The following is a 24,441-nucleotide window of genomic DNA, read 5'->3' as shown; positions in this document are numbered from 1 at the left end:
TCTTTTGGTCAATTAGCGTGTACCATAAACGACAATCGTTTTACCATGAGCTGAAATCAAATGTTGATCTTCAAGCATTTTTAAAATTCGTCCAACTGTTTCACGTGAACAACCAACAATTTGACCTATTTCTTGACGTGTGATTTTGATTTGCATGCCATCAGGATGTGTCATTGCATCAGGTTGTTTTGCAAGGTTTAAAAGTGTTTGCGCGATCCGCCCAGCAACATCTAGAAATGCTAAATTACTCACTTTTTCAGATGTAACTTGTAACCGACTTGCCATTTGGCTTGCTAAACGCATCAAAATATCAGGATTGACTTGAACAAGCTGCTTAAATTTTTTGTATGAAATTTCGGCCACTTCACAGCTTGTTTTAGCTTTAACCCAAGCACTTCGTTCGGTACCTTCTTCAAAAAGACCTAATTCACCCAAAAATTGGTTTTGATTTAAATAAGACAAAATCATTTCGTTACCTTCGTCATCTTTAATCAATACTGCTACAGAACCTTTTAAAATATAATAGAGAGTTTCTGCTTTTTCGCCTTGATGTATAAGGGTACTTTTAGCTGGATATTTATGAATATGGCAATGAGATAAAAACCATTCTAACGTTGTATCCGATTGCTGTTTACCAATCATTACGCCTACCTCTCCATTTAATTTACAACTTATACACTATAACAAAGTTAAGCAACAAATTATATACTAAGCAAGAATGAATTTAGCCATTATTTAACGTGTTTAATGTCAATGGTTTCATGTAACTGCGACCAAAAAATAGCAACGGAGCCCTGAACTAATTGAGATTTTACTTCATCAACCTTTTCTTGGAGTGATTTTTCTTGTAAACCGTAGTCGGTGCCTTCACGTAATACAAAATATTCAATTAGATTATTTAATGTTTGCGGATCAAGATTTTGCCAAGGAATAATCATATTTTATGATAGTGAATTAGAATTAGATTTTTAATTATTTTATAACAACGCTTAAATAATATAAAGCATCACCAAGTTATGCGTATATTAAATAAAAAACCACTCCGAAGAGTGGTTTTCTACACTTATATAACCAAATTTAAAATTAGTTAAGAGTAGCTGTAACTTTAAGGTTATAGCCTTGAGCACCAGCTTTATATGCTGAGTTATAAATACTATTATTAGGACCTAATACAATCTGTTCTGGATGATCTTGTACTTCATCTAGTTTAGCAGCTGTTGCATCTACTCCTTCATATGAACCATCTAGAGTCCAGACAAAAGTATAACCAGTTAAATCAGTTGCATTAGCATCCCTTACACCATCTCCAATATTGCCATCAGTCCACACGATAGCTTGGAATGTCTCACCATATTTAGGTGCAGGTGCTGATGATAACGCATAGTTCACATTTTTATCTACATTACCATTTCCATCAACTTTGAAAATACCAATTTCAACATCATCAGTTGTAATTGGACCGTGACCATTATCTGCAATAGTATCACCTGGACCATGATCACTATTTGCAGCATTTGAATCAGCAATTGGGTCATTTGGACGAGAACTATCAGATGGTGGGGCTGTAGGGTCTGCAGGGTTTGTTGGTGCAGCATGTGGATTACCTGCTGCCCAAATATCATTTATTTCTAACCATTTATTAGTATAAGGAACACCAAAGTCAGTTCTTTCTAAAAGTTTAAAACCAATTTTTTCTGCACCTAAAAAATCACTCGTTATTTTAAAAGATACACGAGCGGTGGTACCATTACGGGCTTCAGTCACACCAATGTTATTTTTATTGATGGTTTCCCAACCACTAGCTTTTCTTGCAAAGACTTTTAATGTCTCCTTAATTTGTCCGCCATCTGTATCGCCATCGGCATCTTCTAACCTAAATTGAATAACCACATAGTCACCTACTTTAGCAGCGCGCTGACCGATCGGATTCGTACCTGCTTCATCTGTAGTTACGCGAACTGTCAAAGTATGCTCTACTGCTGTGCTGTCTATAGCTTTCAACACTGGTGCATTACCGTTAATAACACTAGATGTAGTTGCATCTAAAGCAAATGCACTACTTGCTGCATAGCCAGCTAAAAATAAGCCTAACGCAACTTTTTTAATTGTAAGATTTTTCATGTTTAACTTCCTATTTTTCTCTATAAATTAACATGTTGTATTTATATAAATACACCATTTACTTGGTGTTCCCTTTATGATTACCGACACAAGTCGGTAATCTAAACTTTATTTATAAAACTGTGACTTGTAATTTAAATCCTTGATCGCCAGCACACGCAGGGATAGCTGCTGACTGTGGAGTTAAATCCAAATGATCTGGCGCACCAGCGACTGCAGAAATACTTGTACCAGATGATGCATAACTATAATTATCAATCGTTTTACCTTTTATTTTATAATGAGCATCCTGTCCCATAGCAACGTTAAACCACGGTCCATTAGGATGACTAGTCACGCTATTTTGCAAAGAAGTCGCTACATTAGGGCAAGCACTTTCATTTGATCCCACCAATGACCAAATCACATATGGATTAACAATTGGCGTGCGATTAGCTGCAGAGGTAAACGCTTTGACAAGATATTCATTACCCACGCGCCATTCGTTTGGACCCGCAGGATCAAATTGAAGTACAGAACCTGAACTTGCCGCAACTAATATTCCAGCGCTATTCCAAACTTCTATGTAACCTGATCTACCGCCAGAAAAATCAACCGAGACTTTATTAAATGACGAACCAAAACCGTACTGATCCAGCGAAATTGAAAGATCAACCATTCCCTCGATATTTGAAGCGACATCTAATGCATAACTATCACCAATCACATCTAAACCAGCGGCAGTTGAAGCATGAGATGATACTTTTTGACCTTTGACAATTTTTTCAAATGATTTCACAATGACACAAGGTTCTTGTCTTGGACATTCATTTATACTACCTGAAGTACCATCAATTAAAGCAATTTTTTCACCATTACTAGCGGCAGTCCATAATCCAACAAATTCGGCAAATGTTTCAGGTATACGGCTCATTAGTTCATCATCACTAAAACCATCGGCATCTTGAAATGAATTGATTGCACCATTGTTCACCTTGGGCTTAACAAGGGTTGCTAATACAGTCAAACTACTTGTACCATCAGCAGCTTGCGTAGCCGAAGTTGTTTTGTTACCTGAGCTATCTACTGCCCATACCCCAATTTTACGCATTGCAGGATCTGGCACTACTTCAAAACTAATTGAGTTCGATGTTGCAGATTTATCGCGACTATCTGTAACAGATACCGATAAAGAATATTTACCATTTGTACTCGCAGGACGACGCTGACCATTTTCATCAACATAACTAGGCGCAACAATTTTCCAGTTACTTGTGTCAACGGGTGGATTCAGCCAAGAAGAAGCAGAACACACCCCTGCTGTTGCACATAAGAAACCACCACCTGCATCAATTTCTAGCATATCGCCAGACCATGCTATACTTGATAAGTTCTTAGCATTATGAACGCTAATGCTTAATGGATAAGTTTGTCCTTCAATTAACTGAGTTTGTTCAAGCCCCAAATCGACCGACATTTTCTTTTCTTTATACTCAAGAACGATATAGTTATTACGGTCAACTAAATCATAACGGCTACCCTTCAAAGAACGCGCAGATTGAACCATATCTGGATCCAATTGGTCTTTCAATGGTGTGCCTATACGATAGTTCATTGTTAGCTCAGCTTTCGTTGCCTTTTGATTATCTTGACCTCGTTTATGTTCAGCTTTAATAGTAAAAAGTGGAACTGGCGTATAATCAAGACCTACCGTAACTGCTCTTGGATCTTTTTGTAGATTATCTTTACCAAATAAAGCAACTTTATCACCAAAGTATTGCTCATACATAAGCGATCCACCTAAATGTGGATATTGCGGTAAATAACCTTGGAAGCGAATATCAAAACCTTTTGCTGCACGTTCTAAGTAATCATCAAAATCTTTAGACTCTTTCCAATCCGATAAAGGATAATAATAGTTAGCCGCAAATTTCATATAATCTGTCCACGCTTCAGCACCAATACCTAAACGGTTATGCGAACGTTGGAAATCATGGTCAAGAAACAGGTTATAACCCAGTAACCAATTTTTATCGCCCATATCCCAACGTTGACCGATACCAAAGTTACCTATTCGACGATTATGTTCGTATTCTTGAAATGACATTTGACTAAAAATTAATGTATCTTCTGTGTCATACCATGGGCTAAATAACTTCAAATTAACATTATTAAATTCGCCTTTATCATTTATATCAAATTGTAATTGAGCGGTACCAAAACGACCTAAAAAATCTTGAACTGCGTTACGAACGGGATCAACAACTTGGTTTTTAACGCTGTTGCGCACATAGCTTTCTGCGTAATCTTTACCTCTGTTTTTTAGCTGCCCTGATAAACCACCATTATCTGACGAGGTTAATTGTTTCCAGTCCTGACTTGCTAAGACTTGCAATGTTGAAGCGACTTGGCTTGCAAGTGCATCTTTGTCTTTTTTAACATTATAGTTATCATCTGAACCTAACTGAGGTAAACTAGCATGCTTATCATCTTTGTCATCATTTGTTTTTATAATTGCTGGTAATAAAGGGGAGTGTTCTGGCAGGACTATACGCTCTCCAACATCAACAACATCCTTTTTATCAAAGCGCCCTGCGTTCATTGTGCGTAATTCTGAAATAGAGATACTACTTAATAGTGCAATTTGATAAAGACTACGTTTTTGATTATTAATCATTTCACGAGCCTTTGAGCCGTCTTTTAATTCAATTATCTTATTACTATCTACAGGCCCTTGCGATACCTGAACATCAGCAGCAAAAGCAGATTGCCATGCTAGTGTAGCAATTACAAATGCTGAGATAATTGTTAAATTAAGATTCTTTCTCATCTTAACATTCCTTATATTTCACCAACAAAGCACATCACATAAAATGTATAGTTAATACAAATTTACCTTTATTAAATATCAACGCGATTATTTATTTTTAGGTAATCTACATTTTAAATTGTTTTTTCTTTAACTTTCTTTACAAACTTTTTTTGATTTTTGTGATTTTATTACAAAAAAGTCATAATTCAAAATTATTTATTACTTTTTTTTGATATTTTTTTGTTGTCTTGTTGTTTTTTTATATAAATCAATCGTTTTATTAAAATTGATTATGTTAATTTTAGGTTAATTATGTAAATATAATGACATGTTAAATATTTTCTTAACCCTAATATAGAAAGTTAATCGAATGATATTGCTGTTTATATTGTTAACTTAGCAAAGATTGCGGATAATGACTTGAATAACATTACGTTAAATAAATAAAAAAGACCTAACTGTGGTATTTTAGGCCTTTATTATATTTTGTCTTTTACAATAATTATTGTGGTTTATTGCTCTTCATTATAAATCTCTAGATTTTCTGACTCTTTACACGCAGGAGATTTTTTATTTTCACTTCTTTTTTGTTCTAATAATGATAAATAGTTATCATCAATCCCTTCAGTAATATATTTACCATCAAAAACAGAGCACTCTAAATGATGTATATTTGGATTTTGCGTTGTGATTGAAGCAACTAAATCAGATAAGCTTTGAAAAATAAGCTTATCAGCACCAATATCTTTAGCGATTTCATCAACCGTTCGATTATGAGCAATAAGTTCACTGGCAATAGGCATATCGATCCCATAAACATTTGGATGTCTAATTTCTGGTGCTGCAGACGCTAAATAGACTTTTTTAGCACCCACTGAACGTACCATGTCAAGAATTTCTTTTGAGGTTGTGCCTCGCACAATAGAATCATCCACTAATAAGACATTTTTACCTTCAAATTCAATACGGTTAGCGTTGAGCTTTCTCCTTACCGACAATTTCCGTGCTCTTTGCCCCGGCATGATAAACGTACGGCCAACATAACGATTTTTAACAAATCCTTGCCGATAAGGTTTATTTAAAATACGTGCAATTTCAAGCGCAGCATCGCATGATGTTTCGGGAATAGGAATGACAACATCAATATCAACACCTTTCCACTCTCTTGCTATTTTTTGCCCCAGTTTTTGCCCCATTAAAATTCGTGATTGATAAACCGATACACCATTCATCAATGAATCCGGTCTTGCAAAATAAACATACTCAAAAATACATGGATAATATTGCGGGTTATCTGAACACTGCTGAGAGTATAATTGCCCTTCTTGAGTAATATAAATTGCTTCACCCGGCTGGACATCGCGCATAAATTCAAAATCAAGAATATCTAAAGCGACGCTTTCAGATGCAACCATGTACTCGATTTTCTGATTCTCAAGCACCCTTTTACCTATAACTAACGGACGAATACCATAAGGATCACGAAAGGCGACAAGACCATGCCCAATAATCATAGCAACACAAGCATATGCGCCTTTAATGATGTTATGAACATTATGTATGGCTGTAAAAATATTATCGGCAGTTAATGGATAGGCGGGGAACTTATCAAGTTCATGGGCAAATATATTGAGTAACACCTCTGAGTCGGAATTTGTATTAATATGGCGTCTTGCGAGTTCAAATACTTTATTACTGAGTTCATCAGTATTGGTCAAATTTCCATTATGAGCAAGCGCGATACCATAAGGTGAATTGACATAAAAGGGTTGTGCTTCCGATGGGCTAGAACTCCCCGCTGTTGGATAACGAATATGTCCTATGCCCAAATGACCTTGCAATCGTTGCATATGATGTTCTTGAAACACATCTTTGACCAAACCATTCGCCTTGCGTAAACGAAAGCGATTTTGATTATCAATAGTTACAATACCTGCTGCATCTTGCCCTCGATGTTGCAAAACCGTCAATGCATCATAAATAGATTGATTAACAGCACTACATCCTACAATACCCACAACACCACACATACTATGGTTACCTCAAATTTACTGGACTAAAAACGAAGAAGACTGTTGTATAAAATCAAAAAACCACCGAATAATAAAATGAAAATGCGGAATTAGCTGTGATTGAGACCAATACAGTGATTGAGATAACGGCGTAAAGGTGTCAAGCAGAAAAAGGACTGCTGCAACAACTAAAATCCCACGTAACACGCCAAAACAGATACCTAATATACGATCAGTACCTGATAATCCTGTTTTTTGGACTAATTGACCAATAATATAAGACACAATCGCACAAACTAATAATGTAGCAATAAAAAGAATAACAATTGCAACAGCAATGCGTATTACATCGCTATCAAAATAAGTTAAATAATCAGTAATATAGATATAAAATCGGCTAGAAATAAAAAAAGCTAAAATCCAGCTAATGAGTGATAATGCTTCTCGCACAAAACCTCGTATGATGCTAATTAATGCAGAAAAAGCAATCACACCAATAATAGTAAAATCAACCCAATTCATCATAATAACTCATAATTTTATATTAAAAATGTTTTATTTTTATTATTGTTTGCAACACAAATAGAACAGCAGTTAATTAGCCACAATAAAACCTTTCAATTTTGTTAGGTTATTTAAGTTAATAATGACTTGTTCTGCTTGCTCTTTTTTAGCATAAGGACCAACCTGTAATTTAATTAATTGATTAGGTTCTGGATTTTGAGGTAGAGTTCTAACGCTATAATTATTTAACCTTAACAACGCAACTAACTCTTCTATTTTTTGCTTATTTTTTAATGCGGTAAGCTGGATCATATAAAGTTTAGTCTCTTGTTGTGATGTTGAAGGTTTTATTGTTGTTGAGGTATCGACATCATCATCAATGTCAGGTAAAACTAATGTACTTGCATTTTGCTCTGAATCAGGTATGTAAGGAACCTCTGATTCATTATTGGTAAACTCATCATCAACACCATTGAATGATGCTTCGATTTGATTGTGCTGAGTCACACTTTCAGCCTGAAAAATAGGCGTTGTTGAAGTACGCAAATTGGATTTGTCCGTTATTATCCATGGAGCAATTGCTGCGATAATAAGCAATAATGTAGCAAAACCTACCAGACGATTTCTTACTTTAATTTGCTTTTTTAAATTAATTTGTTGATTATTCGCCATAACTAATTTCGTTAACGCTCATTTTCAGCTAAAACTTCAGATACGGTATGAAATGAACCACATACTACGATAATATCTTCTTTTTTAGCCTCTTGTATTGCCTTTTGATAAGCCTTAGATACTGTATCAAATGTTGATACATCAATTTCACCTTTATTTAACAAGTGTTGTTTTAACAACTCAGCACTACAACCTCGATCGCCATAAAGAGAAGCACAATACCAGTTGTCACCTTTTAAAATGGTTAAGGTACTTTTAATATCTTTATCCTTAAGCATACCAACAACAAATCTAACTTTACCGACATTTAAATATTCGGCTTTTAGTTTTTCTAATTGTTGAGTTAAATAAACTGCTGCGTGTGGATTATGTGCTACATCTAGGATCACAAGTGGTGATCTTTGAATAATTTGAAAACGCCCTGTTAAATTAGATTTTGCCAATCCTTTAGTTATTTCGTCTTGTGTTATTTTAATTGATGAATAACTTAAGGCGGCAAGTGCAGTTGCAGCATTCGCTAAGGGGACATTGGTAATAGGTAAGCTGTTATATTGTGTTGTTGGCGATTTAAACGACCATGAATCTTTGTTAACTTGTTGATAATGCCAATCACAATTTACCGCATAAATAGGACAGTTGACTGAGTTAGCCACATTTAAAATGGATTTGGGCATGTCTGGCTCACCAACAATGGCAATACTTTTAGATTTAAAAATACCTGCTTTTTCACGCCCTATGCTTTCACGGGTATCACCTAAATAATCAACATGATCGATACCAATAGTTGTCACAACAGCAATGTCGGCATCAATAATATTGGTTGCATCAAGCCGCCCGCCAAGACCAACTTCTAATATCACAACATCTAATTTTGTCTGTTTAAATTGATAAAACGCAGCAAGTGTTGCATATTCAAAATATGTTAGTGATATGTCACCTCTGGCCTTTTCTATTTCGACAAAGGCTTTTACTGTTTCTTGTTCACTTGATTCTTGATTATTAATACGTACTCGTTCAGTAAAGCGTAATAAATGAGGAGAACTATAAACACCAACTTGTAAGTTTGCCTCAAGCAATATCATTTCAAGTGTTCGGCAAGTTGTTCCTTTACCATTGGTACCTGCAACAGTAAAAACATATGGTGCTGGTTGTAATAAATTAAGGCGCTGAGCCACCGTCCTTACGCGTTCTAAACCTAAGTCGATGGTTGTTGGATGTAATTGCTCTAAATAACAAAGCCATGTCTTTAGATCTGACATGGCATTCGGTTGTTTGTTTTGCATACTCAATCAAACTGTCTCGTTAAGAGCAACATCATTAAAAGGATCAGGTAGTTTCATTAATTTTGTTATTAAACTTGCAATTTTAGGTCGCATATCTTTACGATGAATAATCATATCAATTGCACCTTTTTCAAGTAAAAACTCACTACGTTGAAACCCTTCTGGCAATATTTCACGAACCGTTTGTTGAATCACTCGCGGCCCAGCAAAACCAATTAGCGCTTTAGGTTCAGCTATATTAATATCCCCCAGCATTGCCAAACTTGCTGATACCCCTCCCATTGTAGGATCGGTCATTACGGAAATATAAGGTAAACCTTCATCTTGCATTTTAGCAAGAATAGCACTGGTTTTTGCCATTTGCATTAATGAAAATAGTGCTTCTTGCATGCGCGCCCCGCCACTTGTTGAAAAACAAATTAAAGAGCATTTATCTGCAATGGCTTGCTCTGCAGCACGAGTGAATAATGCACCAACGACAGAAGACATTGATCCACCAATAAAGGCAAACTCAAAACAAGCTACAACGACAGGAACGCCAAACAATGTGCCCTTCATTACAACCATTGCTTCTTTTTCGTGAGTCTCTTTTTGTGCGGCGGTTAAACGATCTTTATATTTTTTAGTATCTTTAAATTTTAAGATATCTTTAGGCATAAGATCGGTACCGATTTCAACATCCGAACCCTCGTCTAAAAAACGGTATAAACGCACACGGGCAGGAATATGCATATGGTGATCGCATTTTGGACAAACTTCCAAATTAAGATCAAGTTCAGCTTGATAAATGACTTGTTCACAGTTACTACATTTAGTCCAAACACCGCCTGGAATATTCGCCTTTTTATGATCCGACGATATATTATTTTTACTAAGAATTTTTTCAATCCAGCTCATTATGAATCTCTCATTCTGGCACTCTTTACAAATTTGCGCCTATTGTACAATACTTTGTACTAATTCTTAATAGTTGTTTTTATTTTTATCTTATTTTGTAAGTCAATTTTGCTGGGAAAATAATATTTAAATAAAAAATCTGAAGATAATCGCTGCTTTTAAAATCAAATTTAAAACAATTCATGCACAAAATAGCTAATACGCAAAATATCCTCTGTAAGAAATCACTTAAATTTTTGTTATATCTTTAGCATCTTCAAATAGTTGCTGATTATGGCACATGGTGATGAAAGTACCTCTTTTTCTGCTTTTCCATTCATTTAAGAGCAAATGGTTTCGTGAATGTTTGGTTGATACGCTGGTTATCACTCAATTTAATAAATAACTACCATGACCCCTTAATTAATTGCGAAACGGTATAGAATCCTGAATATTTTTTACAAAAACATAACCTGAAAAGTGAACATCATATTTTCACTCAATTACCTATCGCTTTCTGCTCGTCCATTCGTTTGAGGGTAAATGGTTTCGTGAATGTTTGGCTGATATGCTGGTTATCACTCAATTTAATAATAACTACCATGACCCCTTAATTAATTGCGAAACGGTATAGAATCCTGAATATTTTTTACAAGAAATACAATCTAAAAAGTGAACATTTAACTTACTGTCTTAATTTATTTGTGGACATTTAATACCATAATTGACAGATTTATAAAAATTTTTTTACTGGTTAAAGGGATAAATAGCCTCAATCAGGCTTTTTTGGCACATTATAAATAGTCGGACGACTGACCATAAAGCATTTCACCAAATTAGGAACGGTGATTTTTTCTTTATGACGTAAGTAACATATCGCTTGTCCTGTGATAAGGCGTTGTTTGTTTATGTGTATCTATTACCGTAGCTTCTCAAATTACAGCAACGCGAGCAATTTTTACATATCATCTATGTTTAAAATATAATTAATATGACCTGCAAAAATTATTAGTATATAATTGGTGAAAGTTTATTTTCCATTTTTTGAGATAAGGGGTTATAGATGGACAAGGAAAAAGCAAGCGCATCATCATTTCAAGATGTATTAGAATATATTCGTCTATCACGTCGTTTAAATAAATTAAAGCGTGAAATATCAGACAATGAGAAAAAAATTCGTGATAATCAAAAACGCGTACTCTTACTTGAAAACTTAAGTGAATATATTAAACCAGATATGACTTACGAAGAGCTTCAAGCGATTATTGCTAATATGAAAAGTGATTATGATGATCGTGTTGATGATTATATTATCAAAAATGCCGAAATATCTAAAGAGCGCCGCGAAATTAGTAAAAAAATGCGTAGCTATCGATCTAATTAACATTGATTATTTTATAAATAGCGCCCATTTTATTATGGACGCTGTTTTTATGTAACTAAATCATCCGCCAGCTAGTTTTACTTTAAATCCTTTACCTTCTAGCAATGACTTTAATAAATCGCGTTTATCACCTTGAATTTCAATAATGCCATCTTTAAGCGAACCACCACATCCACAGCGTTTTTTTAATTCTGCGGCTAATTGTGATAATTGGGCATCATCCATATCGAATCCCGTAATAACGCATACGCCTTTGCCCTTACGACCTGATGTTTGCCGTTGTATTCGAATAATACCATCACCTTTAGGGCGCGAGACAACTGATTCAGTAGGTTTAATTCGTCCTTTATCGGTTGAATAAACAAGTGGATTACCAGACATAATGTAATTAACTCTTACTTGGTTCAAGTGTTGCTAAAATTGTTTGTAACGCGTTAGCTGGATCTTGTGCTTGCGTAATTGGGCGTCCAATCACCAAATAATCAGAACCGGCTGCCTGAGCTCGCTGAGGCGTCATAATACGACGTTGATCATCTGGATTGGTCCCTGCAGGTCTTATACCTGGTGTGACCAATTTAAAATCACCACCTAAACGTGTTCTAAAACTTTGTACTTCTTTTGCTGAACATACCACACCGTCGAGCCCACAGTTTTTAGCAAGTATTGCCAATCTTGTCGCTTGTTCTAAAGGCGATACATTGATACCGATTTCTTGCAGATCGGTTGATTCCATACTGGTTAGTACTGTCACAGCGATCAAAATTGGTGCATCTTTACCATATGAATAAAGCGCATCTTTAGCTGCCGTCATCATTCGCGAACCACCGCTTGCATGAACATTTGTCATCCAAACACCAAGGTCAGCAGCTGCGGCAACTGCTTTTGCGACAGTATTTGGAATGTCATGAAATTTAAGATCTAAAAAAACATCAAAACCTTTTTGCATTATTTGTTTAATAAAATCAGGCCCCGCATGCGTAAAAAGTTCTTTACCGATTTTAAGACGGCAATCTTTTGGATCAACTTTATCAATAAAATTCCATGCTGATTTAACATCCGCAAAATCAACGGCAACAATAATTGGTGATGACATAACTCATTTATTCCTTTTAATCAAAATTTGTTAGCTATTTTTCCTAATAAATTCATTTAAATCAGCATAAAAAATGCGAGCACTTTCTTTATAGCCTTTTAAAGTTTGATGCACTAAATCTGGCCGAGCCAATCCTCTTTGTCGCCACTGTTTAATGGAAAACTTACCCCCCATCGCGACTTGCCAATCCCAAAATAATGTCTTTTCGGATTTGGCAACTTGTTTTTGAATATTCATTATTTTTGCAAAAGACTTTGGCATATTTTTTTCATTTGCCATAGTGTCAGGTGGCGTCATGATTAAAATAGCAGCATTAGGTAAATTTTTACGAATCAGCCTGATATTACTGACTAAATTTTTTCGGTATTGATTGGCATCTAATGTTTCATCAAAACTTTCATTTGTTCCATATTCTAAAATAACTAAATCACTTTGTGATATAGCAAGTTCTTTAAACCAATCCTTTCCCCACTTTTGCCAAATTGTTTGTTTAGCACCGTTAGTTGCAATCGATGAAACAATAACGCCAGATTGTTGATTGCGAGTTAACCAAATACCACCTAGCTCCACATCTTTTTGACCTTTTATAACTAAAGGCATTTTAGCCACAACTGATGCGGTTTGCCAAACATTTGGGGTTGGCGTATAGCTTAAATTAATTTTTTTATCATTTTTATCATAAAGCGCTAGCGATCTTGAGTTGTTTTTAAGTGTCTTAAAAGTTAATTTAATTTGCCAATCTTTATTATTCGATCCTCTTGGAACAATTTGAATAGTAGCCGAATCCTTACTGGGTTTTGCAATAAAGCCACCCATAGGAAAATCCAGATTACTTAACGTTCGGCTACTTAGTACATCCCAATTTTTAGATTTCCATGTAACAACTGCATGACTTTGTCCTTTTATAGCGACAGGCGTTATCCAACCAATACCAGCATTACCATATTTTTGTTGCATTAATGTTCTAAATTCACCAGTAAAGAAATCGGCAGCCGAATGCGAATCACCAAATTGTGTAATATTGACAACTTGATTTGTTTTTTTGTTATCCGCTAACGATTTTAAACGTGTAGCGAATTGTTTCGCGTTAGGGTCACCAAAATCAATAATAGTAGATACCGTGGTCGTTTTACTTTCTGCCACACTGCATCCAACCGTAATCGCTATGGCAATTACGGCTGTAATATATTTTAAAAATCTAATCACTATGGGTATCCTCTAATTCTTTATAAATTATTTTTTCCATAATAGCCTTTGCCAAAATTTTTTGGCCAGTTGACGTAAAATGGACCCCATCATCAACCCTTACTTTAATTTTTGCTTTATCAGTTGCTATAAAATTACTAAATTTTTCGTATGTACAACCCAGTAATTCATTTGTTGTTAAAAAATGTTGTTGAACTTTTTCTAGTTCCGACTTATACAAATTATTTAGGTAAACCATCCCATTGTTTAATTTTGGTTTTCGCATACAAGGGGCTGCAAGCCAAAGTACTTGAACATCATGCTCAATGGCACTATTTAAAATAGATTCAATACGTAAACGGTAATGTTCTTCCCAGAGTTCGGATTTGAATTTAGCATATTTGACATAGCCTTTAACTGGAAAATCCCAAGGATCATTAGCGCCAAGAAAAACAACAAGTAATTTAATTGAAGGATCGGCAATAAGATTATCATTAATTGTTTTTGGCCAATCAAAAGCGCTTGGATAAGCAAGTCCTGTGCTCTGTTTGCTTAAGTCAAGGCTTTCTATTTTATATTGCTTAAAAAGCATTTTTTTAACATATGGTGCAACGCCTTGCATTAAAGAATCACCAGCAAAGAACACTTTATCATTACTTGTTAATACAATCGGTAACGGCTCATGAGGTAGTTCAATATCCCCTTGTATTTTTATAAGTTCATCTTGTAATGCTAGCTCGGTTTTGGGCTTATTGTGATAGATCGTGTCAGAATGTGTTTTTAAATCGGGGCCCATCAAGCTATTTTCAATATCGACTTGTTGATCGCTTTTTACTTCTGCAGTATTTTTATTTTGTTTTATATCTTCAAGCTCAGCGACGGCTAATTTAGATGTTTTATTTTCAGTGACAGGCAACACAGCATCAAACGGCCGAATAAACGGGATTGATGTGTGTGTTGATGCATATTTTTGCTCGTCACTTTTGCTGTCTTCAAGCTCTTGTGTTGAAGTTTCTTCAATCGCTAACGTGTCACTATTAAACAAATCAGTATGATACACTTGCTCGCCATAAATCAATATTGATTTGTAATAAATCGCTATTAATGCAATGGCGGTAACAAACAATATCAAAAATATATAACGAGCAGACAAAGGTTTATTTGCAAGAATAAGCGAAGTATTTACTTTGTTAGTTTTTTGATGATCTTTTTTAAACGTATTTTTATTTAGCGATTTATGACGTTGCCGCTTCAAATTCGATTTGGATTTTCTATTATTTTTTGAACACGATTTTTTATATATCATCATAATTAAGCGTTATTAAAAATTAGCATAAATAAAGTTTGGCATACCCGATGGTGCAATATAAATCACTAGCCACAAAATTAAAATAAAGACCATCGGTAAATAACAATGCGGTATTTTTGTTAGCTGTATAATAAACCACTCAGGAAAATTTTTACACATTGGATAGGCAATGTAGATGAAACAAATAACCAAAAATGCCCCTGCATAGTGCGGTTCTATCAGAAAGTTATGCATTAATGCAGTCAAATAATCGACTGCATCAGACAAACTTTCACAATTAAAAAATAACCATGTAAAACAAATATAATGCCATGTTAATAATCGTGCAACTAGTGGCGAACGAGCTGTTATCCAGCCTTGTCCAAAATAACGATCGCCGATATTAAGTGCCACTGTACCAATGCCATGACACGCCCCCCAAATAATAAAATTAATACCAGCACCATGCCATAATCCTGATAGTAACATGGCTAACATGACATTAATCTGAGTTCGAATAAACCCTCGACGATTTCCACCAAGAGGAATATAAATATAGTCGCGAATCCAATGTGATAAGCTAATATGCCAGCGAGCCCAAAAATCTTTTAAATTCAATGCTAAGTAAGGAAAATTAAAGTTAATTGGCAAGCGAAATCCTAACAATAAAGCAATACCTGTAACTAAATCAGTATACCCCGAAAAATTTAAATAAATTTGCATTGCATAAGCATAAAGCCCCACTAACAAATCAATCACACTAAATTCTAACGGATTAGCAAATATTGGATTAACCCAGTGTTCACTAATAAGTCCACCTAGACAATAAACCTTAATCACAGCCAAGATAAGCAACGTAAAGGCGCGAATGGGCTGTAAAATTTGACGAGGCTGAGTTATGTTAATTTGCGGCAAAAAGTCTTTCGCACGGTTAATTGGGCCTGCAATTACACTTGGGAAAAAAGACAAAAATAAGGCAAAATCCCAAAATTGAGCAACAGATAGCTCTTTCTTTTTTACCGAAACTAAGTAACTTACCGAATGGAAAGTATAAAAGGAAATGCCGATAGGTATTAATACGGTTATAACTGGTAATAAAATAGGCAAATTGAAGAAGTTAAGCAGATCTTGCAACTCATAACGAAAGAAATCAAAATATTTAAATAGTGCAAGATTAAGGATTGATACACATAACCCCAAAAATAGCCATCGCTTTGCATGCCGATCCGATGCTGCAATCATCACTGAAAATAAATAGATCGCACAAGTATAGATAAAAAGGATAAGTGCAAATTGCCAGCTATAACTACCAACAATGAGATAACTTGATACTAAAAGCAAGAGATTTTGTATTTTGGGCGATCGGTAACATCCCCAATACAAGGCAAAGAAAGCGATAAAGAGTAAACTAAATTCAATAGATAAATAACTCACTACGATCCTTTTTTACTTAAACGTATGGTTTCCTGAAACTTCTTTACAAAACCCTTTATAAAAAAACTTAGCTTTTTGTTTCGCTAATTAATTCGGATTGAGCAAGTACATTATAAATAATAAGTTCTTTATTCAATCCGGTAATTGTTAACAACTGATTTCTTGCTTGCAACCATAGATGATAAAGCGCAGAAATCTTTTCATTACTTTTAGTCGCAAGTAGCCGAATTAATGGAACTTGATCACGATTTACAATAAAATGCCCGACTTTTTGCTTCGCTTTCAGCGCATCGCTCAACAAGGCACAAAACCAAACAATTCGTTCAATGAAGTCTTCATTATCAAAGGTTTTCGCTAACTGCCAATAATTATTTTGTGGTACTAGCTCTAATAGCTGATCACAAAATGCTTTTCGTTGTTGCCACTTTTCTGGTGCTAATAATGCAGCCGCTTTTAGTGGCGCATTTTCGCTCAATAATAACGCCGAAGCAAGCTCATTATCGCTGTATTGCTGATTTTGTTCGCTTTTTAGCCATTCAATAGACTGTTCTAATTTAGGAACTGGTAAAAAATAAGAAAAACAACGGCTATGGATCGTTGGTAACAATTGGCTGTTATGCTCATCACTTAAAATAAAATAGGTGTTTTCGGGCGGTTCTTCTAACGTTTTTAGTAATGCATTGGCAGCAGCTTCGGTCATTAAAGCTGCCCGTTTTATCCAAATGACTTTATTGCCACCTTGCTGGGATTTTTCGTAAATCTTGCTTGATATATTACGTATTTGATCAATACCTATTGACTGTTTTCCTTGTTCATTGGTTATTACATAATAATCGGGATGGTGGTGAGACAAAAACAGTTGACAACTATGGCATTTTAAGCACGGTTCCAATTGAGGTGAAGATTGACATAATAAACGGTTTACAAGCGTTGAAACAAACTCATCTTCACCACTGCCTTGAACATAATTAATTAATAAAGCATGATGAGCCCGTTTATGCATAATGCCAGTAGCTAATTGCTGATAAGGTAAGGAAAGCCAAGGATAGTCATTTAAGATCATGCAATATTATCCTGTTTTGTTAACCATGTTGTTAAAATTTGTTCAATTTGCTTAGTCACATTGTCGATTGGTTTTCCGGCATCAACAGTAATAATTGTTTTATCTTGCTTGGCAAGTTCTAAATAGCGTTGACGAATTCGTTTAAAAAATGGTAATGATTGTTGCTCAATGCGATCAAGTTCACCTCGAGATCTTGCTCGCATTAAACCAATTTCAGGATCGATATCCAAATATAAGGTAAGATCAGGTTTAAAATGACCTAATACTTGCTCTTTTAATGTCGTCATAAAGACTTTATCTAACTGTCGCCCACCACCTTGATAAGCTTGCGTGGATAAGTCATGGCGATCACCAATCACCCATTTACCTGCTTTAAGTGCAGGTTTAATCACATTATCAATCAACTGAATGCGTGCAGCATATAACATTAATAATTCGGCTTTATCTGTCAAAGGCTCGTTATCTAAACCATTTTTAATAATATTACGTAATGCTTCAGCAATCGGCGTTCCACCTGGCTCACGTGTAAATTGCAAATCGCCAATATTATGTTGATTCAAAATGCGAGCAACGGTATTAATAGCCGTTGTTTTACCCGCCCCTTCCAGCCCTTCGATGACAATAAATTTGCCTGTCATACTATAAAATTCCTAACCTATTTATGATACGCCTGTGTTAAATACCGCGCTATTGTACGCTATTTTTGCCCATTGTTTTAGCCTGCTATTATTAATATTTCCTTCCTGTTTTACAATAAATAAAAATCTCCAATAAATGCCAAAGCACACATCACAATAAAAACCATACCGTTAGACTATTATTTTCATAATAAGGATTTTATTAAATCAACAATTAATACAGCCATTACCAAATCTTAGATGTTTAATGAAGTAATTAATAAAATCACCTAATAAAACCATTGATTGATTTATTTTTTATGTGAAACAGACTTATATATACTAGGAAAAAATATGATAGATAGATGGGTAGATAAATAAAATATATATTTAATAGCCTAATTAATTATACAGATGTTAGTTTATCCTTGTGTATGCAAAGAACACTATCATTAAATGAATTTTTAAATATATTTATTCGGTTTATCCCTGTATATACAGGGAACACAAATTCATTTAAGAAAATATTGGCATAATCTTCGGTTTATCCCTGTGTATACAGGGAACACTTTGATATCACCTTGCTGAAATATTACATCTGCGGTTTATCCCTGTGTATACAGGGAACACGGGCTGGAGTTAAACCGATTGAGGGGTGCGTACGGTTTATCCCTGTGTATACAGGGAACACTAAATAATGAATTTAATCCTGATGATGTTTTACGGTTTATCCCTGTGTATACAGGGAACACTTAGCATGGCTAATCCTGCAAAAATTGCAGCCCGGTTTATCCCTGTGTATACAGGGAACACACGTCGCCTGATTTGCAACTTTATTTAAAACGGGGTTTATCCCTGTGTATACAGGGAACACACGCGTGATATTCCAATGCAGATAACAATCAGCGGTTTATCCCTGTGTATACAGGGAACACTGATGTGTAGCATTCATACCAGTTTTCTTTGCCGGTTTATCCCTGTGTATACAGGGAACACTTATCGTCTGCATAAATATCTCTACTAACGACCGGTTTATCCCTGTGTATACAGGGAACACTGCGATTTATTATTAATAACTGATTGTTGTTGCGGTTTATCCCTGTGTATACAGGGAACACAAATGCTCGTCTTTTTTGATATTCGGCATTGTCGGTTTATCCCTGTGTATACAGGGAACACTTTTTAAATATGCTAATGATTTTAACGTATTGCGGTTTATCCCTGTGTATACAGGGAACACAAAAGCATGTGTATATTAGCCATTTCTGAACTCCGGTTTATCCCTGTGTATACAGGGAACACGTATCGACGCATTAAATCATGGTCCCAAACCGCGGTTTATCCCTGTGTATACAGGGAACACGTTTAACGCATCTTCATTGATTTTTTGCGCCTGCGGTTTATCCCTGTGTATACAGGGAACACTTCATATCTTAAATTGCTTTGTTTATAGTAATCGGTTTATCCCTGTGTATACAGGGAACACGTAAATAATAATATAGAAGATATACAAGAAGAACGGTTTATCCCTGTGTATACAGGGAACACTGTACGGCAGGGTTGTTTATTTGTAAGTAACGCGGTTTATCCCTGTGTATACAGGGAACACTGTCTGAAAATAGAGAACAATTAGAACTCAATCGGTTTATCCCTGTGTATACAGGGAACACTCTAAACATAGCTATTTGTTTTATTTATAATTATATCGACTGATAAATTCCACCAAATTTTTTAAATTTTTAAAGAACTTTAACCTATTGATTTTTAACAGGTAAAAAAGAGACCAACCGTAGTCCATCTAGATCTACCGGAACTCTTCTATTTGTACCATAAGTTTGGAAGTCAAATCCGGATTCGGTATTCGTTGCCCAAGCAAGTACTACATTGCCTTCTTCTGCTAATTCCATTATCTGTTGCCATACCATTTCTCTAATTGGTCTGGAGATATCACCAATGTAAACTCCTGCTCTAACTTCTAGCAACCAAATAGCTAAACGCCCCCTTAGTCTGGGCGGTACATTTTCGGTCACAACCACACACATACTCATAATTAGTGACTCCTAAAGCCACTATCGGCAAGCGATTTAGGTTCAGGGATAGCTGGAGGCTGAACATCATCAGGTGGTAATGGCGGTTCAATTCCTCCGGCTGATAAGACATCTTCAATCAGTGGGATTAATTTAGCTAATGTTTTTTGACTTCTAAAAATTTCACGGCATGCAATACGTACTTCGCGATCAGGATCAGGGATTTTTTTAGCGGCTATTTCAAATGCTTTGGGCACAACCGTATCAAATTTAATAATATCTGCTATGTCATAAACAAAAGAGAGTGGCTTTCCGCTATGCACAAAACCAATCGCTGGCGCATAGCCGGCAGCCAAAACCGCAGCTTCAGTGATACCATATAAGCAAGATGTTGCGGCACTAATGCACTGATTGACTTTATCGCCTTTTTCCCAATCTTTAGGATCATACTTTCGACCATGCCATTTCACATGATAGCGTTTAGCTAATAATGAATAGGTTTCGCGTACACGTGCTCCTTCTATACCTCGGAGCTGATCAACCGAACGTCTAGTTGGTGCCGGCTCGCCAAAACGCAGTTCAAACATCCTTTTGACGACTTTTAAACGTAAATCATCATCTAACGCTAATTTTGCTTGATAAAGTAGTTTATCCGATCTCGCTCCGCCGGGCTGTCCAGATGAATACATTCGAACACCGGCTTCACCAACCCAAACAAGCAATGTTCCTACCGTTGCCGCTAATTTGACAGCAGCATGAGAGACCCTTGTGCCAGGTTCGAGCATAATACAAGCAATAGAACCAACGGGAATATGGGTTCTAACGCCTGTTTTATCAATTAATACAAATGCACCATCTAACACATCAATTTGTCCATATTGTAAAAATATCATTGATGTTCTATTTTTGAGAGGGATGGGATTAAGCGGAACATATACCATGTTATGTTCCCTATTGATGCCGTTTAATCAAGAATAATCCACAACCAAACCCTTTACTTTTACCAATTCCTTGATAGAGCGTATCTAAAAACAGTTCAGGATGAGTAACCGTTAAAACGCCTTGAAAATCAACACTACTAAAAGTAATAGGTTTAGCATCTACTTTCTTTTTAAATCGATGTTGATAATAACCAATAATATTACATTTAGGTTGCTTCCCTGTATTTTGCATAAGTGAAAATCCTCTTTTTTCACCTTGATTAACTAACCAATTTAATGCGGCTTGATTCTGTAAACCGTTTATCTCTATTGCCGAGGATAGTCCTTGCTGTTTTGCCAAAAATTTGGCATTCATCATCACATCACTGCGTTTACCATTTTTAAAAATAATAGGATTAGCGCGCAGTGAAAACATTAAATTCATACCGATGGTTAATTGTGGTGCATAGGGTTTTGTTTCAACAATAAATAATTGATGATCTTTTATCGGTGCAACTTCAGATAACAGATAGTAGTATCTACTTTGTCTTGTTGCTTCTTCGCGAAACAAAAATGTCCGTTTTTCTTGATTAGGAAAAAGTTGCCATAACCATTGATGAATCGCATATTGACCAGCATATTGCATCTTTTGCTGCATGACATAAGGGAGGCGATCTAGTTTTAGGGTAACTCGAGAAAAATACATCTATTCGCTCCTTTTTAAATATCCTGAATATTGCAGGCGTGGTTCAAAATACCAATGATTACGGTTTATTGGTTGATCTTGCCGGCGCTGAATTTTTATTATTTCAAAATCGGCATCTTGATCTTTATGTTCCCAATAATATTCATCAGCAACACTGTTTAACAAATCGCTAATGACAGGATCGCGTTGATGATATTGTTGATAATGTTTATCAGCAAAAATAAATGCATCACAAAGCGTTCCTTCGTAGAGAACAGGGGATAAAGGCAGTGCCAATGGCGAGTTTTTTCTACCTACATATAATGGAAAAACTGGCGTTAATAATGCTTGTTGTATTTGCTGCACACTGTAGGGAGCACCTTTGGTTTCTGTCATCACAATTTGATAATAAATGTCGTTATAATATTCACGCTGTGAAAGTAGGGTTTCTAACTCATTAGGATTACGACGAATTTCATCAAAACGGGTATATAATAACTGCTTTTTATTTGCTCTGGGAACTTGGACGGTTTGAAAATCTCTAAACCAACTGCTGTTTGCTTTAAATGGGCGTATCGCAAAATTATAGTGTTGATTAAACGTATCGAGTTTATTGTCTTCACGCCGAATACCTAATGCTGCCGCCACTAGCCCTAATAAAGCCGAGCGAGAAGGAATATCATTACTATGGCGAACCTCGCCAATAGCATGCTCTCCCCACGATGTCAATGGTGCATAAATCTGAAAGATAAGATGTTTTATCATCTCGACGGCTCCTTATTTTTGGGCAACAAAATCTAATGCAGCGGTTAAGGTTCCTTTTCCTGTTTCAGTATTGAGTACGTAGCGACTATCGGCACATTGACCATATACCTTATCAAATTTATCAAGCTGTTGTTCTAAACGCGCAATCGCATCATTAACCATATCGTCGCTACGAATTGGATTAAAATAAGCAACAGCTAACGAGCGTGGTTGCTGAGCACCTTTTTCAATTAGTAAGTAAGAGGTATAAGCCCGTGATGCAAAACTATTTTGCATACCGGCTGGTGCTACTTTAGCCGCAGCTTCGGTTAAGGCTTTTAATGTTTTTTCAACCAATGCCTCATCGCCATTTAGGTTTTCTAACAATAAGTCACGACTAATACAGATGTAAGTATAAAAAAGAGCTGAAGCAAAACCACGTTCACCTAAATGCGCAGAGCCGGCATCTTCCTCATTATTATTTAAATCATCCACTGCGGTAAAAAAGTCATCTTCAACGGTGACAGTACTAACTCCTAAAGCATGAGATACTTGGCAAGCAGCTTCAATATTAAATGCAGGACTATCAGCTAACATTCGTCCAAATAAAGCAATATCAATGCTGCTATTTTCTTTACGGAGTAATTTCACCTCGGCATCGGTCGGCTCACGATTTTCATTAATTAACACGTCTACTAATTGATCAATGGCTTGTTTTTCATTGCTACTAATATGCACCAATTGTTCAATATCTAAATTAGCCAGAGGATCTTTCGGTGATTTTTCATTTTTTACTTTGCCAAATTGTGCAGCAATTTTAATGGCGCTCGCTTTCGCAATTTTTTCGGAAATGCCTTGATCAAGCATATTTTTATAAACCCAATCTCGCGCAAATCGACGCGAACGCACACCTAGATTGTCACTTAATGATTGATAAAAGTAATCCGAAGTTCGCCATGCTCTTTTTAAACTTTGCGATGAGATACGTAATCGGTCACTGTTGCCCATTTTTGCAGTTTTTGGTCGACCAAGTTCATCACGGTTCAAATTAGATGGCGCATAAGCAGTCAATAAGTGTAATTGAATAAATGTTGTCATTGTCGTTATTCCTTAGGTAATTTATTAGTCGAGTAGTAATCCATCGCCCAACGAACAGAAAGGCGTTCAAACGGATTGATAGTTGGAGATAAATTTTGTAGTCGATTATGCCACTCTCGCACCCACAAAAAAATGCCATCAGCAAGTGAAAAAAGATTTACCCCCTGTTCACCACGTAATTTGATAGCACGAATTAATCGTCGACAAAACTCTTCAGGTGTTTCACTGGTTTGTAATTGCTCAAAACGTAAAGGAGACATAATATTACGCTGTCCGCCTTTTGCCTTTTCGCTTAATTGTGCAGCAAAAGGGGCTTTCTCATTATTAGCGCTCGCAAAAGCAGCAACCGAAACAAATATTGCTAATGCCTGCTGATGAACAGGGGTTAGTGTTAATCTGTGAGTATCGTTAAATAGTACGTTGGCTAAACAACAATACCCTTCATGTAACATAACCCCAAAAGGTAATGTCGCTCGACGTAGTTCAGCTCGTAATTTTCGCCCATTATAAGTACTGCCATAAAAAGGATATGATCTTTGTTGCAGCATTGAAAACCATTCATTAATACATTTTTTGTGGCTTTCATTTAATATAATTGTCTTTTTAATAAGATTGTTTGACATACTGTTCTCCCTATCCAAAAA

General features: G+C 35.8%; 23 protein-coding genes and 1 CRISPR repeat array. Of the genes, 1 reads left to right on the top strand and 22 read right to left on the bottom strand.

Annotated features, from left to right (window positions below; all coding sequences use genetic code 11):
* Window positions 1–12: 12 nt before the first annotated feature.
* From crp to accD, 9 genes are all read right to left on the bottom strand, one after another.
* Entirely contained in the window at window positions 13–642 is a 630-nt protein-coding gene (gene crp / locus GQ593_RS03805) for a cAMP-activated global transcriptional regulator CRP (RefSeq protein WP_160430703.1), read from the bottom strand.
* A gap of 89 nt (window positions 643–731) precedes the next feature.
* Window positions 732–938 carry a YheU family protein gene (locus GQ593_RS03800; protein WP_160430702.1) on the bottom strand — a complete coding sequence of 69 codons (207 nt, stop codon included), beginning with the start codon at window positions 936–938 and terminating at the stop codon, window positions 732–734.
* Between the two features lie 145 nt (window positions 939–1,083).
* Window positions 1,084–2,121 (bottom strand): hypothetical protein, encoded by a 1,038-nt coding sequence (locus GQ593_RS03795; RefSeq protein WP_160430701.1) that lies wholly within the window; start codon window positions 2,119–2,121, stop codon window positions 1,084–1,086.
* Window positions 2,122–2,233: 112 nt separating this feature from the next.
* A complete protein-coding gene (locus tag GQ593_RS03790) occupies window positions 2,234–4,930 on the bottom strand; it encodes an inverse autotransporter beta domain-containing protein (RefSeq protein ID WP_160430700.1) in 2,697 nt (898 codons plus the stop codon).
* A gap of 494 nt (window positions 4,931–5,424) precedes the next feature.
* Window positions 5,425–6,942: an amidophosphoribosyltransferase gene (gene purF / locus GQ593_RS03785; protein ID WP_160430699.1), complete on the bottom strand. Its 1,518-nt coding sequence runs from the start codon at window positions 6,940–6,942 to the stop codon at window positions 5,425–5,427.
* Window positions 6,943–6,960: 18 nt separating this feature from the next.
* Window positions 6,961–7,446, bottom strand: a complete 486-nt coding sequence (locus GQ593_RS03780; RefSeq protein ID WP_160430784.1) for a CvpA family protein — start codon at window positions 7,444–7,446, stop codon at window positions 6,961–6,963.
* Between the two features lie 72 nt (window positions 7,447–7,518).
* Window positions 7,519–8,100, bottom strand: a complete 582-nt coding sequence (locus GQ593_RS03775; protein ID WP_160430698.1) for an SPOR domain-containing protein — start codon at window positions 8,098–8,100, stop codon at window positions 7,519–7,521.
* An 11-nt stretch (window positions 8,101–8,111) separates the two neighbouring features.
* Window positions 8,112–9,383: a bifunctional tetrahydrofolate synthase/dihydrofolate synthase gene (gene folC / locus GQ593_RS03770; protein WP_160430697.1), complete on the bottom strand. Its 1,272-nt coding sequence runs from the start codon at window positions 9,381–9,383 to the stop codon at window positions 8,112–8,114.
* A 6-nt stretch (window positions 9,384–9,389) separates the two neighbouring features.
* A complete protein-coding gene (accD, locus tag GQ593_RS03765; protein ID WP_160430696.1) occupies window positions 9,390–10,280 on the bottom strand; it encodes an acetyl-CoA carboxylase, carboxyltransferase subunit beta in 891 nt (296 codons plus the stop codon).
* Between the two features lie 1,042 nt (window positions 10,281–11,322).
* On the opposite strand from accD, the gene tmaR reads away from it, so the two are divergent.
* Window positions 11,323–11,643 carry a PTS system regulator TmaR gene (tmaR, locus tag GQ593_RS03760; RefSeq protein WP_065639049.1) on the top strand — a complete coding sequence of 107 codons (321 nt, stop codon included), beginning with the start codon at window positions 11,323–11,325 and terminating at the stop codon, window positions 11,641–11,643.
* A 60-nt stretch (window positions 11,644–11,703) separates the two neighbouring features.
* Here the strand turns inward: tmaR and yciH are convergent, their stop codons facing one another.
* The 13 genes from yciH to casB all read right to left on the bottom strand — a co-directional run bounded on the left by yciH (window position 11,704) and on the right by casB (window position 24,420).
* Entirely contained in the window at window positions 11,704–12,027 is a 324-nt protein-coding gene (gene yciH / locus GQ593_RS03755; protein WP_160430782.1) for a stress response translation initiation inhibitor YciH, read from the bottom strand.
* Window positions 12,028–12,031: 4 nt separating this feature from the next.
* On the bottom strand, window positions 12,032–12,736 hold the full coding sequence (pyrF, locus tag GQ593_RS03750; RefSeq protein WP_160430695.1) for an orotidine-5'-phosphate decarboxylase: 705 nt from the start codon (window positions 12,734–12,736) through the stop codon (window positions 12,032–12,034).
* 30 nt (window positions 12,737–12,766) lie between these two features.
* Window positions 12,767–13,942 carry a GDSL-type esterase/lipase family protein gene (locus GQ593_RS14060; protein WP_160430694.1) on the bottom strand — a complete coding sequence of 392 codons (1,176 nt, stop codon included), beginning with the start codon at window positions 13,940–13,942 and terminating at the stop codon, window positions 12,767–12,769.
* Window positions 13,935–15,230, bottom strand: a complete 1,296-nt coding sequence (locus GQ593_RS03740; RefSeq protein ID WP_160430693.1) for an SGNH/GDSL hydrolase family protein — start codon at window positions 15,228–15,230, stop codon at window positions 13,935–13,937. The genes GQ593_RS14060 and GQ593_RS03740 overlap by 8 nt, the downstream gene beginning before the upstream one ends.
* Before the next feature lie 12 nt (window positions 15,231–15,242).
* Complete coding sequence (locus tag GQ593_RS03735) at window positions 15,243–16,643, bottom strand: MBOAT family protein (protein ID WP_160430692.1); 1,401 nt, start codon at window positions 16,641–16,643, stop codon at window positions 15,243–15,245.
* 67 nt (window positions 16,644–16,710) lie between these two features.
* Entirely contained in the window at window positions 16,711–17,706 is a 996-nt protein-coding gene (gene holB, locus GQ593_RS03730) for a DNA polymerase III subunit delta' (protein ID WP_160430691.1), read from the bottom strand.
* Window positions 17,703–18,344: a dTMP kinase gene (tmk, locus tag GQ593_RS03725; protein WP_160430690.1), complete on the bottom strand. Its 642-nt coding sequence runs from the start codon at window positions 18,342–18,344 to the stop codon at window positions 17,703–17,705. The genes holB and tmk overlap by 4 nt, the downstream gene beginning before the upstream one ends.
* 458 nt (window positions 18,345–18,802) lie before the next feature.
* A CRISPR array of direct repeats spans window positions 18,803–19,993; the repeat unit is 29 nt; unit sequence CGGTTTATCCCTGTGTATACAGGGAACAC.
* A gap of 84 nt (window positions 19,994–20,077) precedes the next feature.
* On the bottom strand, window positions 20,078–20,371 hold the full coding sequence (gene cas2e / locus GQ593_RS03720) for a type I-E CRISPR-associated endoribonuclease Cas2e (protein WP_160430689.1): 294 nt from the start codon (window positions 20,369–20,371) through the stop codon (window positions 20,078–20,080).
* Between the two features lie 2 nt (window positions 20,372–20,373).
* The gene (cas1e, locus tag GQ593_RS03715; protein WP_160430688.1) at window positions 20,374–21,291 is read right to left on the bottom strand and encodes a type I-E CRISPR-associated endonuclease Cas1e; all 918 of its coding nucleotides are present in this window, start codon (window positions 21,289–21,291) and stop codon (window positions 20,374–20,376) included.
* Window positions 21,292–21,301: 10 nt separating this feature from the next.
* Window positions 21,302–21,976 carry a type I-E CRISPR-associated protein Cas6/Cse3/CasE gene (cas6e, locus tag GQ593_RS03710; RefSeq protein WP_160430687.1) on the bottom strand — a complete coding sequence of 225 codons (675 nt, stop codon included), beginning with the start codon at window positions 21,974–21,976 and terminating at the stop codon, window positions 21,302–21,304.
* The gene (gene cas5e, locus GQ593_RS03705) at window positions 21,977–22,720 is read right to left on the bottom strand and encodes a type I-E CRISPR-associated protein Cas5/CasD (RefSeq protein ID WP_160430686.1); all 744 of its coding nucleotides are present in this window, start codon (window positions 22,718–22,720) and stop codon (window positions 21,977–21,979) included. It abuts the gene before it with no gap.
* Window positions 22,721–22,732: 12 nt separating this feature from the next.
* Window positions 22,733–23,797 carry a type I-E CRISPR-associated protein Cas7/Cse4/CasC gene (gene cas7e / locus GQ593_RS03700; RefSeq protein WP_160430685.1) on the bottom strand — a complete coding sequence of 355 codons (1,065 nt, stop codon included), beginning with the start codon at window positions 23,795–23,797 and terminating at the stop codon, window positions 22,733–22,735.
* A gap of 5 nt (window positions 23,798–23,802) precedes the next feature.
* Entirely contained in the window at window positions 23,803–24,420 is a 618-nt protein-coding gene (gene casB / locus GQ593_RS03695) for a type I-E CRISPR-associated protein Cse2/CasB (protein ID WP_160430684.1), read from the bottom strand.
* Window positions 24,421–24,441: the final 21 nt, after the last annotated feature.

Origin of the sequence: Gilliamella sp. Pas-s25 (genome assembly GCF_009795885.1) — a bacterium.
Taxonomy (GTDB): domain Bacteria; phylum Pseudomonadota; class Gammaproteobacteria; order Enterobacterales; family Orbaceae; genus Gilliamella.
This window is presented reverse-complemented; position numbering and strand designations above follow the sequence as displayed.

Excerpts from the sequence above, each read along its gene's own strand:
- cas1e (WP_160430688.1), bottom strand. The coding sequence starts at position 21,291 with ATGGTATATGTTCCGCTTAATCCCATCCCTCTCAAAAATAGAACATCA.
- purF (WP_160430699.1), bottom strand. The coding sequence starts at position 6,942 with ATGTGTGGTGTTGTGGGTATTGTAGGATGTAGTGCTGTTAATCAATCT.
- crp (WP_160430703.1), bottom strand. The coding sequence starts at position 642 with ATGATTGGTAAACAGCAATCGGATACAACGTTAGAATGGTTTTTATCT.
- tmk (WP_160430690.1), bottom strand. The coding sequence starts at position 18,344 with ATGACAGGCAAATTTATTGTCATCGAAGGGCTGGAAGGGGCGGGTAAA.
- GQ593_RS03790 (WP_160430700.1), bottom strand. The coding sequence starts at position 4,930 with ATGAGAAAGAATCTTAATTTAACAATTATCTCAGCATTTGTAATTGCT.
- tmaR (WP_065639049.1), top strand. The coding sequence starts at position 11,323 with ATGGACAAGGAAAAAGCAAGCGCATCATCATTTCAAGATGTATTAGAA.
- holB (WP_160430691.1), bottom strand. The coding sequence starts at position 17,706 with ATGATCTTAAATGACTATCCTTGGCTTTCCTTACCTTATCAGCAATTA.
- GQ593_RS03795 (WP_160430701.1), bottom strand. The coding sequence starts at position 2,121 with ATGAAAAATCTTACAATTAAAAAAGTTGCGTTAGGCTTATTTTTAGCT.
- GQ593_RS03800 (WP_160430702.1), bottom strand. The coding sequence starts at position 938 with ATGATTATTCCTTGGCAAAATCTTGATCCGCAAACATTAAATAATCTA.
- GQ593_RS03740 (WP_160430693.1), bottom strand. The coding sequence starts at position 15,230 with ATGATGATATATAAAAAATCGTGTTCAAAAAATAATAGAAAATCCAAA.
- accD (WP_160430696.1), bottom strand. The coding sequence starts at position 10,280 with ATGAGCTGGATTGAAAAAATTCTTAGTAAAAATAATATATCGTCGGAT.
- folC (WP_160430697.1), bottom strand. The coding sequence starts at position 9,383 with ATGCAAAACAAACAACCGAATGCCATGTCAGATCTAAAGACATGGCTT.
- casB (WP_160430684.1), bottom strand. The coding sequence starts at position 24,420 with ATGTCAAACAATCTTATTAAAAAGACAATTATATTAAATGAAAGCCAC.
- GQ593_RS03775 (WP_160430698.1), bottom strand. The coding sequence starts at position 8,100 with ATGGCGAATAATCAACAAATTAATTTAAAAAAGCAAATTAAAGTAAGA.
- cas7e (WP_160430685.1), bottom strand. The coding sequence starts at position 23,797 with ATGACAACATTTATTCAATTACACTTATTGACTGCTTATGCGCCATCT.
- cas2e (WP_160430689.1), bottom strand. The coding sequence starts at position 20,371 with ATGAGTATGTGTGTGGTTGTGACCGAAAATGTACCGCCCAGACTAAGG.
- cas5e (WP_160430686.1), bottom strand. The coding sequence starts at position 22,720 with ATGATAAAACATCTTATCTTTCAGATTTATGCACCATTGACATCGTGG.
- GQ593_RS03780 (WP_160430784.1), bottom strand. The coding sequence starts at position 7,446 with ATGAATTGGGTTGATTTTACTATTATTGGTGTGATTGCTTTTTCTGCA.
- pyrF (WP_160430695.1), bottom strand. The coding sequence starts at position 12,736 with ATGTCATCACCAATTATTGTTGCCGTTGATTTTGCGGATGTTAAATCA.
- cas6e (WP_160430687.1), bottom strand. The coding sequence starts at position 21,976 with ATGTATTTTTCTCGAGTTACCCTAAAACTAGATCGCCTCCCTTATGTC.